This window comes from Actinacidiphila oryziradicis, assembly GCF_005047355.1.
GTDB lineage: Bacteria > Actinomycetota > Actinomycetes > Streptomycetales > Streptomycetaceae > Actinacidiphila > Actinacidiphila oryziradicis.
This window is the reverse complement of record NZ_SUMC01000046.1, coordinates 50,236-64,354: the sequence shown is the minus strand read 5'-3', so window position 1 is coordinate 64,354 and position 14,119 is coordinate 50,236. Positions and strand designations below refer to the sequence as shown.

The following is a 14,119-nucleotide window of genomic DNA, read 5'->3' as shown; positions in this document are numbered from 1 at the left end:
GGATCCCGGTGCAGATACGATGGCTCAAGGCCGTGCGGGCCCCTCTTGACGTCACAATCATGATCGTCTCGCACGGCCGTTTGCATGCTCAGACCGGGGTCTCAGCTACCGCGCACGACGTCGTAAGCAGCCTCGCAGATGATTAACACGCTGGTTTGATCTTCATCGGTGCTTCGGTTGTCCTGGCCAGGAAGGTGATGAGGTCGGCTGGTGCGGGGAACCGTGCTGTGGACGGTGCGATGGCGTATCCGTGCTGTTCCAGGAGTGGGCGGGTCTCCTGAACTGCCCTGGTGACCGTTCCTCTGTCTACGGCGAACAGTTCGCCGAGGACGGCTTGGGTGCAGAGTTTGCGCAGGTAGAGGATGGTGGCCAGGACGCGGTCGGCAGCGGTGAGCTTGGGGCGGGGGCCCGCCCCCGGGGTCCGGCGGCGCTCCGCCCCGCGCCGCGTGTGGCGCTGCTGCTCGCGCTGGGCGGCTTGGGCGGGGGCCAGCTGGTCGGTCATGGCGGCCAGTTCGTGCCGGCTCATGCCGGTCAGCGCGGGGTGGGAGAGCGCACTGGTGGAGACCGGCCCGTCCGGCTCGGCCTGGAGTGCGTCCCGCCGGCCCGGGGTCTGGTCGTTGGTGGGGTGGTGAAGTCGGCCCGAAGCGCGGTCTCGTCTTTCGATCGAGTCGTTTCTTCGGGCCGCTTCCCGCACCCGGCGTGCCACTCTCATGGCACCGGGCGCTCCACAAGTCCCGCCTTGCTGTCGATGATCGTCCTCATGCCGTGGCCGGCCAGGGGGAAGGGATGGCCGCGCCCCGGTAGCGGTAGCGCGTGGTGCGCACCTTTCCGGGGTCGAATAGCGTCCGTTCCTCCCCAGTTGGCCACCAACCACCCCCGCAGCAGCGGCGGCGGAGGTCCTTCCAGGTGATCCGGCGGTGTTTGCGGCGCAGCCATTTCATGACCTGGCTCCATGTGTACGAGCTTAGGTATTGGAATGTCGCGCTGGACACGCCGGGGTGGAAGTAGGCGCACCAGCCCGGCAGCATCCGATTGAGCTGGATGAGCAGGGTGTCAAGCGGCTGGTTCGTGGCCATCTTCCGGCATGCTGTCTTGATCTTGCCCATCACGGCCGAGAGGGCCTTGCGTGAGGGGTAGGTGTAGACGTAGTACCGGTTGGTTCCTCGCTTGCGGTGGCGCTGGATGTGCCACCCGAGGAAGTCCAGTCCCTCATCGATGCGGGTGATCAGGGTCTTCTCCGGCGACAGGCGCAGGCCCATCGTGGACAAGACTCCTGCGATCTCCTCGCGCAGGGCTTCGGCGTCGCCTTCGGTGCCGTGAACCATCAGGCACCAGTCGTCCGCATACCGCGATAGACGGTAGTTGGGAAGACCTTGACGGCGACGTTGTTCCCGTCCCAGCTTGCTGCTTCCGGGTCCTCCCGGACCCTGGGCGACGTACTCGTCCAGGACCGACAAGGCCACGTTGCTGAGCAACGGCGACAAGATCGAACCCTGTGGGGTTCCAGCACTGGCTTCTCTCAGCACGCGATCCTCGCCGAGGATGCCCGCCTTGAGGAACGCCTTCACCAGGTCAAGAACGCGTTTGTCCCCGATCCGAAGCCGCACCCGGTCCAACAAGGCCGGATGCGAAATCTCGTCGAAGCAGGCTTTGATGTCACCTTCCACGATCCACTCATACCCGTGGGACGTGAAGTGGCGGACCTCGGCCACCGCGTCGTGAGCCCGGCGGTTCGGACGGAACCCGTAGGAGCACGGGAGGAATTCCGCCTCGAAAATCGGCTCCAGCACCAGCTTCAAGGACGCCTGCACCACCCGGTCGGTGATCGTCGCGATCCCCAGGCGGCGCAGCTTGCCGCCCGTCTTGGGGATCATCCGCTCCCGCACCGGCAGCGGACGGAAGCTTCGATCCTTGATCGAGTCTCTTAGCGCGTCGAGGAATTCCTCAACGCCCGTCCGCTCCGCGATGGACGCCGCGGTGCGGCCGTCCACCCCGGCGGTCTTGGCACCCTTGTTACCCCGCACCCGATCCCACGCGACAAGCAGAAACGCGGGATCGACACAGAGGTTGAACAGGTCATCGAACCTGCGATGAGGATCATCGCGAGCCCAACGGTGCAGCTTGGCCTGGATCTCCAGTACCCGGCGCTCCGCCTCATACGTGGCGTGCTCCAGTTCGTCGGTGTTCACCGATGACCTCCCGGTCTTCCAGTTCCTCGACTGCCGACTTGCTGGCCCCCTTCGCCATGTTCGCGCCATTAACGCGCTCGGACTACTACGGGGCCTCCGCCACGTCCTGGCGTCGTCAGCCGACGACGGGCCTTGCCCTCCGTCTGGCTGGGTGCCAGACGGGAAGGGCGACACCAGGACGCTTCCCACGTTCACCACCAACCGGTCGACGGGCGAGCCGCCCAGCTCTACTCCGACAGCATCGCCACGCCTACGCCGCAGGCATTCAGCGTGGCCTCCCCACCGACACCCTAAATTCGGCTTCGGAGTCGCCACCCGGAGATGGCGTGCGCTGCAACCGGCCCATATCCTCCAGATTGGAGCCGGTGGAACTCTTACGGAGCGTCAGACACTGGTTCCTCTCGTACGGCGTCTCGTCTTGCTTGCCGGACCCGCGCCGTCTGGAAGTACCGACGCGTCCCGTCGTTGTCAGGGCCGCTCTCACCTCCGCGTGCATCTCCACGCATCGGCTGCCCTCAGCTTCATCGGCCTACTGCGACAGGCCGAAGGTAGGGGTCTTTCACCCCTACCCGGTATCAAGTGGCGCCTCGTGGCGCACCAGGGTGTAGTTCCAGTCGCCGTGGAAGCTGTCGCGGGAGATGGGCAGGGCGTCCATGATCTCGTCACTGACCGTGAGGCCAGTGAGGTAGTGGCCGGTGTCGAGTTCGGCGTGCACACTCAGCCCGGTCCGGGTGGTGGTGGCCGTGATGCTCTCGACGATGACGTCGTGGCTGGTAAGCGGTTGGCCGCGCCAGTTCATCGTGATGTGGCAAAACAGCCGGTGCTCAATTCGATTCCACTTGGAAGTCCCTGGTGGTAGGTGGCACACGGTGATCGGTAGCCCGGTCTCCGCTGCCAGGGCCGCGAGTTCGGCCTTCCAGGCGCGGGTGCGGTAGCTGTTGGAGCCGCCCGCGTCGGCGGTGATCAGCAACCGTCCGGCCTGCGGGTAGGCGCTGCGGCCGGCGCCGTTCCACCAGCGGCGGATGGACTCCACGGCGAAGGCGGCGGTGTCGTGGTCGGTGCCGACGTTGACCCAGCCGGTGTTCGCCGCCAGGTCGTAGATCCCGTACGGGACGGCCTTCCCGAGCTCCCTGTCCGGGAAGTCATGGGTGCTGACCCGCATCGGTTCGCCCTTCGGGCGCCACTGGCGGCCGGCGTTCTTGTACGGTCCGACGAGTTCCTTCTTCTTGCAGTCCACGCTGATCACCGGGTCCCCGGCCTGCTGGAACGTCTTGGCCTGTTCGTTGATGTGGCGGAACTGACCGTCCCGGTCGGGGTGCTGTTTGCCCTCTATGGTCTTGCCGTTGCCCTGCAGGCTGAAGCCTTCTTCGCGCAGCAGATCACCGACGACGTCCGCGGACACGCGGTGGCCCTGGCGGGTGAGTTCGGCGGCGAGATTGCGGGTGGACTTCGTGGTCCAGCGCAGGGGTGACATCGGATCGCCGCGCATGTCCGGCTCGACCAGGGTCAGCAGCGCGGCGCGCAGTCCCGGATCGAGGTCGACGACTCGCTTGCGTCCCCCGCCGGGCCTGCGTACCCGTCTCAACGGGGCCTGACCGGACTCCAGTTCACTCACGCCCAGCGACACCGTGGCCTCGCGGACCCCGGCAGCCCGGGCGACCAGCCGGATCCCGCCATGGCCGACCGCACGTGCTTCTGCCCCCATCAACAGGCGCCGCTGCCGCTCGTCGAGATGCGGGAAGATCGCCTCGAACTTTGGCCGCCATCGACGCCCGCAGTTCCTCCATCGCGCTCATATCACAACAACGAGCACGGAATTGGGAAGCTACGGGTTATTCCGCTGCGCGTCCTACGCGGTGGTGGCCGCGAAGAACCACTTCGACGTCCTCGCGTGGACCTGCACGTCCCTGGACGCGGCACAGCTGGTCGCTGACCTCACTGGCGAGTACGGCGTGTACGACTGGAGCGGCCTGGAGGACCAGGCGCCGGTCTACAACCAGCACATCGTTCAGCCCAAGCGGCTGCGGCAGTACACCTCGCTGCGGAAGGCCGGGAAGCTGGCCTACAAGTCGGAGGTGTGGGAGAAGCTGGCGCTGCCCCGGCTGCGCGAGCGCCCCGACATGCGGGTGGTGGACTTCGGCGCGGGCCACGGCGACTACGCCAAGAAGCTGCGCCCCGAGGGCTACTCGATCGACGACTACGAGCCGTACCGCACCACCCCGGGCAAGTACGCGGTGGACATCCGGGGCGTCGTCTCGATGGTCCGCACGATCGAGAAGCGGCTGGCCGCGCACGGCCTGTACGACATGGTGGTGCTTGACTCCGTCATCAACGCCACCACGTCGCTGGACTACCAGCACTGGGTGCTCACCGCCGTCAATGCGCTGTGCGCCGGCGACGGCACGGTGTGCATCGGCACCCGCAATCTCCTGGCGGAGCAGGCGTTTGAGAGGTCGCAGCATTCCACCAGCCGCGAATCCACCCGGCTGTCGTTCCTCGACCACGAGAACGTGGACATGCGGTTCATGCAGGGCAAGTGGATGCGGATTCGCTTCCACACCCCCGAGTCGCTGGCCGAACTGCTGGGGGCGTACTTCGGGGAGGTGACGGTCGCCGGTCGCTCGAACGCGACGCTGCGGGCGGTGTGCAAAAACCCCCTGCCGCTTTCCGACCTCGATTACGAGAAAGCCCTCGACGAGGAATTCAACATGCCTTACCCCAACGACTTCCGGCACGGGCGTCATAAGCAACTCGTGGAAAATTTGGTAAAATTGGTCAAAGAAAGGAATATCGCCCGCGCCTAACCCGCGCGGCCAATTCAAAGGGGAATGCACGTAATGCCACAACCGCCCGTGAGGGTCGGTATCAAAGCCGCCGCACCATACCTGATCATGTGGCTGGCCGGGGTCCGCCACATCAATCTCGACAACCACTGCCTGGAAACCTTCGGCCAGTCCGACCGCGCCCCGGTCAACCCCCGGGCACCCCACCAGAGGGTCACCCTGCCGGCGGAGAACCCGCCCCTGGCCTGGTACTTGTGCGCCCTGCCCCACCCCTGGGACTGGGCCTCCAACGCACACCTGGCCTTCGACTACGCCGAAGGCCACCAGTGGGAAGGCCCGGCCCTGGTGCCCGGCCTCCACGTGGCGCTCGACAACGCCCGCCCCATCACTGGATGGGCGAGCATTCCATCCCCGCCGATGCGCCGCACCGCCAGCGGTACCTGTACCGGACCTGCCGCAACTGGCAGTTCGCGTGGTGGCTGCGCGCCAACCGCAGCGCACCCGACGCGCCGCCAGCTGGCTACCTGCCGCCGCCCGACCCTGACGCACCGCAGCAGCTGAGCTTCCTGTAACCCCGCCCCCACCACGGTCCGGCGACCATGTTGGTGGCCAGTTGGGATTTCCCATTGGCGGCCAGTTGGCGAGGAGTCAACTGGCCGCGGATGGTGACCGAGTGTTGATCGCCGTCGTGCTGCTCAGGTGTTCAGAAGTTGCGTGCGCAGCTGTGAGATCACGGCCTCGTCAACCCCGAGGTGCTTGACGGCGTAGCCGTGCACGGAGCCGTAGGTGGCAGCGAGGTCGGACAGGAACAGTCGCATGACCTCTTCCGGCGCTCGTCCGTAGTCGGGCCATTTCAGAGCCCGTGTTGGGTTGGCCGCTTTCCAGTCGGCGATCAGCCGCTCGGTGGCCAGTTCGGTGAGCGCGAAGTCTGCGACGATGTCGTCCTCGGCCACCCCCAGGAGCGAGAGGATCAGGCTGGCCAGCAAGCCGGTGCGGTCCTTGCCGGATGCGCAATGGAAGACTTGCGGGGTGCTCTCGGACGCGAGGACCTCAAGGGCCTTCCGCAGTTCTTTGGCTCCGTCGAGAGCGACCTCCGCGTACCGGTCGGCGAGGTAGCGCCAGGGGTCTAGTTCGGGATCGATCTCCGCCTGGTCGTACGGGCGGTGTTCCACGCTGAGGTTGAAGTAGGCGATGGCCCCGCTGTCGGGCACCCGGCCTTTCGCCGCTATTTCCCACGGATAGCGCAGGTCGATCACGGTGCGCACACCCAGGTCGACGAAGCGATTCCAGTCAGCGCCCTGGAGCTTGGCGAGCGAGTCGGATCGGTAGAGGCATCCCCATCGCACGGTGCGGCCGTCCTCGGTGCGGTAGCCACCCAGGTCCCGGAAATTGTGGAGGCGTTCGAACTCGATGTGTCTTCTCACCCGCGACACCCTACGACCCGGCTATTCCCAGCGTCACGGAGCGTCACGCCGCGACTGGCCGTCCGTGGGGAATTTGGGCTGGCCGCTGTCACGACCACACGAGGTCGCCGGGCTGTGGTGCCATCATGTTTCGTGGCGTGGGGGCGCGCAGCAGCGAGAGGACCACGCCGGTGGGACGCCCCGACAAGGCCGCGCGGGCCGCCATCGCACAGCGGCGAGCGGACGCCATTGACCTACGCCTGGCCGGCGTGGACTGGCTCACTGTCGCCCGCAAACTCGCCGCCGACCCGGCCGTCAACTCCGACCGCGTCGCCTACCCCCAGGGCTACGGCATCGACCGGTACAACAAGAACCTGGAGCCTCCCACCGTCGACCAGCTCATCAACGCCGCCTGCAAGGACGTGCGCCTGGCCCTCAAGGAGCGCACCACCGAGGTGGACGAGAAGGCCGACGAGCTGCGGGCGGTGGAAAACCTGCGCCTGGACCGACTGTTCTTCGTCGCCTACCGCCAGGCCGTCAAGGACGGCGACCTGCCCGCCATCGACCGGGCTCTTCGCATCATGGAGCGCCGCGCCCGCATGAACGGCCTCGACAAGCCCTCCAAGACCGAGATCGTCACCCCCGCCGACAGTGGCAGCGACCTGACGACCGCGACCCTCGACGAACTCGAAGCTCTCATCGGCATCACCGAGGAGGCTGCGCGTGGCTCCGAATGACCGCCAGGCGGCGCTGCTCGCCCACTACCGCACGCAGCCGCCCGCCGTGCGCCGCGCCATGGCTGAGCGGGCGTCGCCTCAGCTGCGCGCCCACCTCGCCCGCGTCGAGCGCGGCATCGCCATGGACGCCTCGCCCGGTGCGATGGCCGCGGTGCTCACCGAACGCCGCGAGATGCAGGCGAGGCACCTCCACCTCATCGACCAGGCGTGGATCGACATGGCCGAGGGCCGCGCCGACCGCGTCATGATCACCATGCCGCCGCGTCACGGCAAGTCACGGCGGGCCTCACTGCCCGACGGCGCGATCTGCGTCATCCAGACCCGCTGGAACGAAGACGACCTCGCCGGCCGCATCCTCGCCGACGCACAGGCCAACGAGTGGCACGTCATCGACCTGCCCGCCCTCGCCGACTCCGACGACGACCCGCTCGGCCGCAAGCCCGGCGAGCCACTGTGGCCCGAACGCTTCGACGTCGAGCATCACGCCACGACCCGCCGCCGCGTCGGCGAACGCGTATGGGCCGCGCTCTACCAGCAAAAGCCGCGTCCCCCCGAGGGCGGCGTGTGGCAGCGCGCCTGGATCACCGACCACCGGCTCACCACCGTCGAGTTCGGCGGTCTCGACATGGCCCGCGTCATCGTCGCCGTCGACCCGGCCGGCGGAGAATCCTCAGTGGGCGACGAAACCGGCATCATCGGCGCTGCTCGCGGCTTCGACGGCCACCTGTACGTCCTCGAGGACCGTTCGGCTTCCATGGGCGCCAACGACTGGGGCCTCACGGCGTGCCGTCTCGCCCTCGCCCTCAAGGCCGACGCGATCGTGGTGGAGTCCAACTACGGCGGCGACATGGCCCGCCAGGTCCTCTCCCAAGCGTGGGAGCAGCTGCGCCGGGATGGCACGACCGCCGGACAGCTCATGCCCCGAGTCCTCGAAGTCACCGCCAAGGTCGGCAAACGCCTGCGGGCCGAACCCATCGCCCAGCTGTACGAGCAGGGCCTGATCCACCACGTCGGCACCCATGTGCGCCTCGAAGAGCAGATGGCCACCTGGGTCGTCGGCATGGACTCCCCCGACCGCATGGACGCCGCCGTCCACGGACTCACCGAACTCGCCGACCCCGAACAGCTCGCCGCGGTCGCCGGACACATCCACGACGACCGCCTCGGCGGCCGCCGATAACCCCCGGAAACGGCCCCATAAAGGCCAACGCCCCCAGCCGTATCCGGCTGCTGCCCACTGGACCGCCATCGACCTGCCTGACCCCGCCCCCGGCAGCCGCCAGCTGCTGGTCCGCCGCAACCGCACCACCGGCGAACTCGCCTACTACCGCGGCTACTCACCCCGGCCGGGATCTGACAATTACTCAACGGGAGCCACCGCTGATCACGACGTTAGGGTGTCCGGCATGAGCCACATAGCGTTGAACGATGCCACGATGCACTACGACGATCAGGGGCCGTCGGACGGGCTGCCGGTCGTCCTGGTTCATGGTCATCCGTTCAACCGCACTCTGTGGGGGCCGGTGGCCAAGGTGCTGGCGGCGGCCGGATACCGCGTGATCGCCCCGGATCTGCGCGGCTACGGCGACAGCAGCGTCACCCCCGGCAAGGTCTTCCTCTCTGACTTCGCGGACGATATCGCCGTCCTCCTCGACCACCTGGGCGTGGAGCGTGCGGTCTTCGGCGGGGTGTCCATGGGGGGCCAGATCACCATGGAGTTCCAGCGCCGCTACCCGCAGCGGGTGCGGGCGCTGGTGCTGTCCGACACGTCTGCGCCCGCCGAGACCGAGGAGGGCAAGGAGTTCCGCAACCGCCTGGCCGATCGGTTGCTGGCCGAGGGCATGGACGGGTACGCGGGCGAGGTGATCGACAAGATGCTCGCCGCGTACAACGTCACCGCCCTGCCGGACGTGGCGGCACACGTCCTGGGCATGATGCGCGCCACCGACCCGCGGGGCGCCGCTGCCGCCCTGCGGGGGCGGGCCGAACGCCCCGACTACCGCGATACCCTCGCCGCGGTCGAGACACCGGTGTTGATCGTGGTCGGCGTGGACGACGTCTACACCCCGGTCAGCAACGCCGAGGACATCCACCGCCTTATCCCGCACGCCACGCTGACCGTCATCGAACGGGCCGGCCACCTGCCGGGTGTCGAGCAGCCCGAGCAGTTCAACGCGGCGCTACTGGACTTCCTCAGCACGCAGGTAGCCAGCCGTGCGTGAATCGCACCCGCTCCTCACCTTCTTCATAGACGCTGCCGACAGCCGCTTCCCGCCGGTCGACGGCCTGGTGACGGTGCTGCCGCCCCTGGACCAGCCCAACCCTGGGGTGCTGTCATGTTCATTCGCCCTCCCAAGTGCGAGTGCAGGTGGAACCCTCGCCTACCCGGAGGGCCCCATCTGTAATCGAGCACCTGAGAGATCGGGCCACCGCGTAAGAGGAGCCCGATCAGCTCGTCCCGTGTGAAAACCCGGATTCGGGCCGGTGTCGCAGTTTCGCTGCGGGACGGGTGTGGGCCGGGGCAGGATCGAGCTCCATGTGGTGGCCATGGATCTACCTGCTGACGCGCAGGTCGCTCGCGTCGGCGTGCCTCAGGTTCCTGGGCAGAGCGGTGAAGGACGTCGAACTTCCGGTCCTGCGGCACCCACTCCCGGTGCTCCAACGCCAAGTCGGCCAGCCCAAGCTGGAACCGGCCGACCGAGTTCTCCTGGCGGCCCTGTCGCGTGTGCTGCACAGACAGAGCCGGAGTAGCTTCCTCGTCACCCCGGCGACATTGCTGCGCTGGCAGCGAGAGCTGCCCAAGGCCGCCTAGCTAGCCCGTGCCACCGATCTACCAGCCCGAACTCGCCGCCCGCGCCGTCCTGTACGCGGCCGACCACCCCCACCGCCGCGAGTACTGGGTCGCCGGCAGCACGATGGGGACCCTGATCGCCAACGCCATCGCCCCAGGCCTCCGGACCGCTACCCAGCCCGGACCGGCTTCTCCTCCCAGCAAGCGGACCGCCCCTTCCCCGAAGAGCATCCCGCCAACCTGTGGCAGCCCGCCGACGGGAAGGACGGACACGACTACACCGTCCACGGCAGCTTCGACGACCGCTCCACCCACCGCAGCCCGCAACTGTGGGCATCCCAGCCACGCGGATCGGCCGGGCCCCATCCGCAGGACCCCTCACACGCCCTCCACGGCGGCGGCACCTCGGCACCCGGCCCCGGAGAACAATCGATCCCGCAAACGCCCGGCGTCACCCCGCCCGTTCACGGCCCGACGCCCGCCGCAAGAATGTGGGAAACCAGGCCCCGCCCTTCCGGGCGCGAGCGGAGGCTCCGCCCCAAGTGGCTCACCGGAATCACTCAATCGGCTGCACACGGCCGGCCGTGCCCTCTGCTGCCCGAAAGCTGACCAGGGCGGGCAGCACCCACAGCCCGCGGTCGGTCCCGATGCCGCACGACCTGCTCCGCTGCGGCCTGCCCGCACTGGTCGCCCGCCGCTCCGCCCCGGACCCGGCCCCCGAACTGTCGCTCACCACCAACGGCATCGGCCTGGCCGCAGCGCGTGGCCATGACGACGGTCGTTGTGGCGGCGGGGTGCAGGGCCTGTCATGGCGTTGCGGCCTCAGAGCGAGCGCCCGTGCGCTCAAGTCGGACCACGATCCCCTTGGACGTGGGCTGGTTGCTGATGTCGGCCACGCTGTCCAGCGGCACCAGGACATTTGTCTCCGGGTAGTACGCGGCGGCGCAGCCAGATGCGCTCGGGTACGGGACTACCTGGAAGTCCTCGGCGCGGCGCTCCACGTCCTCGTCCCATACGCCCACCAGGTCAACGTGGTCGCCCTCGGCGAAGCCGAGTTCGGTCAGGTCCGCGGGGTTGACCAGGACGACGCGTCGGCTTCCATGGATGCCCCGGTAGCGGTCGTTCGTTGTGTAGGGGATGGTGTTCCACTGGTCATGGGAACGCAGAGTCTGCAGAAGCAAGTGCCCCGCGGGGGCGTGCAGCATCTCCCACTTGTTACAGGTGAACAGGGCTTTGCCGACAGGGGTGGGGAAGACTCCCTCGTTCACCGGGTTCGGCAGCTGGATACCACCTGGGCGGACGACCCGGCGGTTGAAGTCGTGGAATCCCGGTATGATGCGGGCTATCCGAGCCCGGATCGCGCCGTAGTCGGCCTCGAATTGCTCCCACGGGATGCCCGCTCTTCCGTCCAAAGTCCGGCGGGCCAGCCGGCTCAGGATGGCGACTTCACTGAGCAACAGCCTGGAGGCCGGTTCGAGACGGCCCCGGGAGGTGTGGACCTCGCTCATCGAGTCCTCCACGGTGACGAACTGCTCGCCCCCTGCCTGGATGTCCCGCTCGGTCCGCCCCAAAGTGGGCAGGATGAGTGCGGTGTCCCCGCAGACGGTGTGGGAGCGGTTGAGCTTGGTCGAGATGTGCGCCGTGAGCCGGCACTTTCGCATGGCCTCTTCGGTGAGGGTGCTGTCCGGGGCGGCGCGGACGAAGTTGCCCGCGACACCCAGAAAGACCTTGATACGGCCCTCTCGCATAGCCCTGATCGAGTTCACGGAGTCCAGTCCGTGCGCTCGGGGCGGGTCGAAACCGAATTCGCGTTGCAGGGCGTCCAGGAAGGACTCCGGCATCTGCTCCCAGATGCCCATCGTGCGGTCTCCCTGAACATTGCTGTGGCCGCGTACGGGGCAGGCTCCGGCTCCAGCCCTGCCGAGGTTTCCGCGCAGCAGCAGGAAATTCACGATTTCCCTGATCGTGGGAACTCCATGCTTGTGCTGCGTCAGTCCCATGGCCCAGCAGACGATGATCCGCTCGCTTCTGAGGACCTCGTCCCGGACCTTCTCGATCTTCTCGCGGGCCAGTCCGGTCCCGGCGATGATGTTTTCCCAGGGGATTCCACGGACGTGCTGGGCGAACTGCTCGAACCCGCTGGTGCTGGATCGGATGAACTCGTGGTCGAGCACCGTACCCGGCCGGGCCTCCTCGGCCTCCAGCAGCAACCGGTTCAGGCCCTGGAACAATGCGAGATCACCGCCGACACGAATCTGGAGGAATTGGTCAGCGATCTGGATCCCATTGCCGATCACGCCGCGCGGCTTTTGGGGGTTCTTGAACCGCCGCAGGCCGGCTTCGGGCAGTGGGTTTACCGCGATGATGCGGGCGCCGTTGAGCTTGGCCTCTTCCAGTGCGGAGAGCTGCCGCGGGTGGTTGGATCCGGGGTTCTGTCCCACTACGAAGATCAGGTCGGCATGGTGGATGTCCTCCAGGCTCACCGTGCCCTTGCCCGTCCCCAGCGTCTGGTGCAGCGCGAATCCGCTGGATTCGTGGCAAAGGTTGCTGCAGTCAGGCAGATTGTTGGTGCCGAACGCTCTGGCGAAGAGCTGGAGAACGAAGGCGGCCTCGTTGCCGACCCGGCCCGAAGTGTAGAACGTTGCTTCGTCGGCGGAGTCCAGGGACTTCAACTCCTCGGAGAGCAGCCCCAGGGCATCGTGCCAGCTGATCGGCTCGTAGTAGTCCGAACCGGGCCGTTTCACCATCGGCGCAGTGAGCCGGCCCTGCTGGTTCAGCCAGAGGTCGGACCGCTGCCCCAGCTCGGAGACCGAGTGGTGTCGGAAGAAGTCAGCGGTGATCCGCCGCGAGGTGGCCTCGTCATTGATGTGCTTGGCGCCATTCTCACAGTATTCATTGATGTGCCTGTGGCCCGGGGCGGGATCCGCCCAGGCGCAGCCCGGGCAGTCGATACCATCGACCTGGTTCATGGTCAGCAGGGTCAGACCCGTCCGGCGTGCCGAGGTCTGGCTCAGGGAATACGTGACAGCGTGCGTCACCGCTGGCACCCCCGTCGCCCAGTCCTTGGGCGGCGTCACGGACAGCCGGTCGTCCGGTTCTTCGCGCGGTGGCTTCTGCATCAGTCGTGCCTCTCGTCAAGCGGGATCCGGCAGATGGCTCAGCCATGGGGCCAGGTGGGGACCTGACTTCTCGGCGGTACTGGTTCGGCGGGGTGCACATGGCCGCCGCGGATTGATCCCCGCCAGGCCCCGACCTCTTCTCCGAGGCCCTCAATGAACTCTTTGAAGTGCGCGAGTTCGGCCCGTACCGTGCGGCGCGGGACGCTCAGGGCGTCGACGACCAGTTCCCCCACACCCTGCGGTTCATATCGCATCCGCACAGCGACCGCGGTGCGGCCGGAGTCCAGTGGCCGGAATGTCACCTCCCCCCGATGGCACGGCCGCCGATCCAGGCTGCGCCAGGCCACGCAGGCATCGGGGCGCTGCTCCACGATTTCCACTTCGAACTCGTAGCTCAGCGGACCCCACCCGATCACCCAGCGGGTCATAGCGGGTCTGATCTGGTCGACCCTCTTCACCGACGCCATGAACCGAGGGAAGCTCTTGAACTGCGTCCACTGGTTGTAGGCGGTGCGCAACGGGACCGCGACCTGAACCGTCTCCTCTATGGTCCTCATAGCTCCCTCGCCTGAAATGCTGACCCACTTCAAGTGTCAGCGCTTGCCAAGCCCGCCGCGAGTGGATCTCCGTTCCAGCCCAGGCGGCCGATGGCCCTGGAAGCGGGAGGTGAGCAGGCTCCGGGTACCGGGGGCGCCCAGAAGAACATAAGTGCGCCTGGGTCCTACATGCGGAGGTATAGGCGGGTGAAGGCGCGGACAAACAGCACGGGACATCTCTGCCGGAGCCGACTGCCGCTGTTTGCTCCTGCTACCCGCGCGGTCGACCGATATGCCGAATGGGCCAAATGGGCGTCGGGACGGGTGAAATGGGGTTCTGGATCCTTACCTTGTTGGCGGGTTGTCCCGGCGAGGTTCGGTCAGGCGGGCGGTCGGGGCGGGGCGGTGAAGCGGCCTGCGGGGGTGCGGTGCAGCCAGCCCCGGTCCGCCATTGTGTGATCGCTGACAAGCCTGGGCGTTCTGGTCGTAAGGCCGCTACCGTGAGCGGGCCCGGTGGCGATGACGATGGAGGTTGACGTTGGTGGGGCGCATGGCGGACGA

Annotated in this window: 11 protein-coding genes and 1 pseudogene; 6 read left to right on the top strand and 6 right to left on the bottom strand. The window is 67.4% G+C overall.

Going from position 1 to position 14,119, the window contains the following annotated elements; all coding sequences use genetic code 11:
• Positions 1–142: 142 nt before the first annotated feature.
• The 3 genes and pseudogenes from FCI23_RS34385 to FCI23_RS34375 all read right to left on the bottom strand — a co-directional run.
• Positions 143–712: a helix-turn-helix domain-containing protein gene (locus FCI23_RS34385; protein ID WP_136728089.1), complete on the bottom strand. Its 570-nt coding sequence runs from the start codon at positions 710–712 to the stop codon at positions 143–145.
• A gap of 46 nt (positions 713–758) precedes the next feature.
• On the bottom strand, positions 759–2,189 hold the full coding sequence (gene ltrA / locus FCI23_RS34380) for a group II intron reverse transcriptase/maturase (RefSeq protein WP_136728088.1): 1,431 nt from the start codon (positions 2,187–2,189) through the stop codon (positions 759–761).
• Positions 2,190–2,787: 598 nt separating this feature from the next.
• Positions 2,788–3,976 (bottom strand): annotated as a pseudogene (locus FCI23_RS34375) (ISAzo13 family transposase); the annotation flags it as partial.
• A 30-nt stretch (positions 3,977–4,006) separates the two neighbouring features.
• Here FCI23_RS34375 and FCI23_RS34370 point away from each other — a divergent pair.
• A complete protein-coding gene (locus FCI23_RS34370; RefSeq protein WP_136728084.1) occupies positions 4,007–4,993 on the top strand; it encodes a methyltransferase domain-containing protein in 987 nt (328 codons plus the stop codon).
• Positions 4,994–5,041: 48 nt separating this feature from the next.
• A complete protein-coding gene (locus FCI23_RS34365; protein ID WP_211265563.1) occupies positions 5,042–5,533 on the top strand; it encodes a hypothetical protein in 492 nt (163 codons plus the stop codon).
• A gap of 134 nt (positions 5,534–5,667) precedes the next feature.
• On the opposite strand, the gene FCI23_RS34360 is transcribed toward FCI23_RS34365, so the two are convergent.
• The gene (locus tag FCI23_RS34360) at positions 5,668–6,396 is read right to left on the bottom strand and encodes a tyrosine-protein phosphatase (RefSeq protein WP_136728080.1); all 729 of its coding nucleotides are present in this window, start codon (positions 6,394–6,396) and stop codon (positions 5,668–5,670) included.
• A 170-nt stretch (positions 6,397–6,566) separates the two neighbouring features.
• Here FCI23_RS34360 and FCI23_RS34355 point away from each other — a divergent pair, with 170 nt between their 5' ends.
• The 4 genes from FCI23_RS34355 (at position 6,567) to FCI23_RS34335 (ending at position 9,924) form a co-directional block, all read left to right on the top strand.
• Positions 6,567–7,112, top strand: coding sequence for a hypothetical protein (locus FCI23_RS34355; RefSeq protein ID WP_136728078.1), 546 nt, complete (start codon positions 6,567–6,569; stop codon positions 7,110–7,112).
• On the top strand, positions 7,099–8,292 hold the full coding sequence (locus tag FCI23_RS34350) for a terminase, large subunit (RefSeq protein ID WP_136728076.1): 1,194 nt from the start codon (positions 7,099–7,101) through the stop codon (positions 8,290–8,292). The genes FCI23_RS34355 and FCI23_RS34350 overlap by 14 nt, the downstream gene beginning before the upstream one ends.
• Before the next feature lie 226 nt (positions 8,293–8,518).
• A complete protein-coding gene (locus FCI23_RS34345; protein ID WP_136728099.1) occupies positions 8,519–9,334 on the top strand; it encodes an alpha/beta fold hydrolase in 816 nt (271 codons plus the stop codon).
• 314 nt (positions 9,335–9,648) lie between these two features.
• A complete protein-coding gene (locus FCI23_RS34335) occupies positions 9,649–9,924 on the top strand; it encodes an integrase (RefSeq protein WP_136728073.1) in 276 nt (91 codons plus the stop codon).
• 785 nt (positions 9,925–10,709) lie between these two features.
• On the opposite strand, the gene FCI23_RS34325 is transcribed toward FCI23_RS34335, so the two are convergent.
• Positions 10,710–13,022: an FdhF/YdeP family oxidoreductase gene (locus tag FCI23_RS34325; protein ID WP_136728071.1), complete on the bottom strand. Its 2,313-nt coding sequence runs from the start codon at positions 13,020–13,022 to the stop codon at positions 10,710–10,712.
• 38 nt (positions 13,023–13,060) lie between these two features.
• Entirely contained in the window at positions 13,061–13,579 is a 519-nt protein-coding gene (locus FCI23_RS34320; protein WP_136728069.1) for an SRPBCC family protein, read from the bottom strand.
• Between the last annotated feature and the right edge of the window lie 540 nt (positions 13,580–14,119).

Coding starts and splice junctions, on each gene's coding strand:
- FCI23_RS34320 (WP_136728069.1), bottom strand. CDS start 13,579: ATGAGGACCATAGAGGAGACGGTTCAGGTCGCGGTCCCGTTGCGCACC.
- FCI23_RS34335 (WP_136728073.1), top strand. CDS start 9,649: ATGTGGTGGCCATGGATCTACCTGCTGACGCGCAGGTCGCTCGCGTCG.
- FCI23_RS34385 (WP_136728089.1), bottom strand. CDS start 712: ATGAGAGTGGCACGCCGGGTGCGGGAAGCGGCCCGAAGAAACGACTCG.
- FCI23_RS34345 (WP_136728099.1), top strand. CDS start 8,519: ATGAGCCACATAGCGTTGAACGATGCCACGATGCACTACGACGATCAG.
- FCI23_RS34325 (WP_136728071.1), bottom strand. CDS start 13,022: ATGCAGAAGCCACCGCGCGAAGAACCGGACGACCGGCTGTCCGTGACG.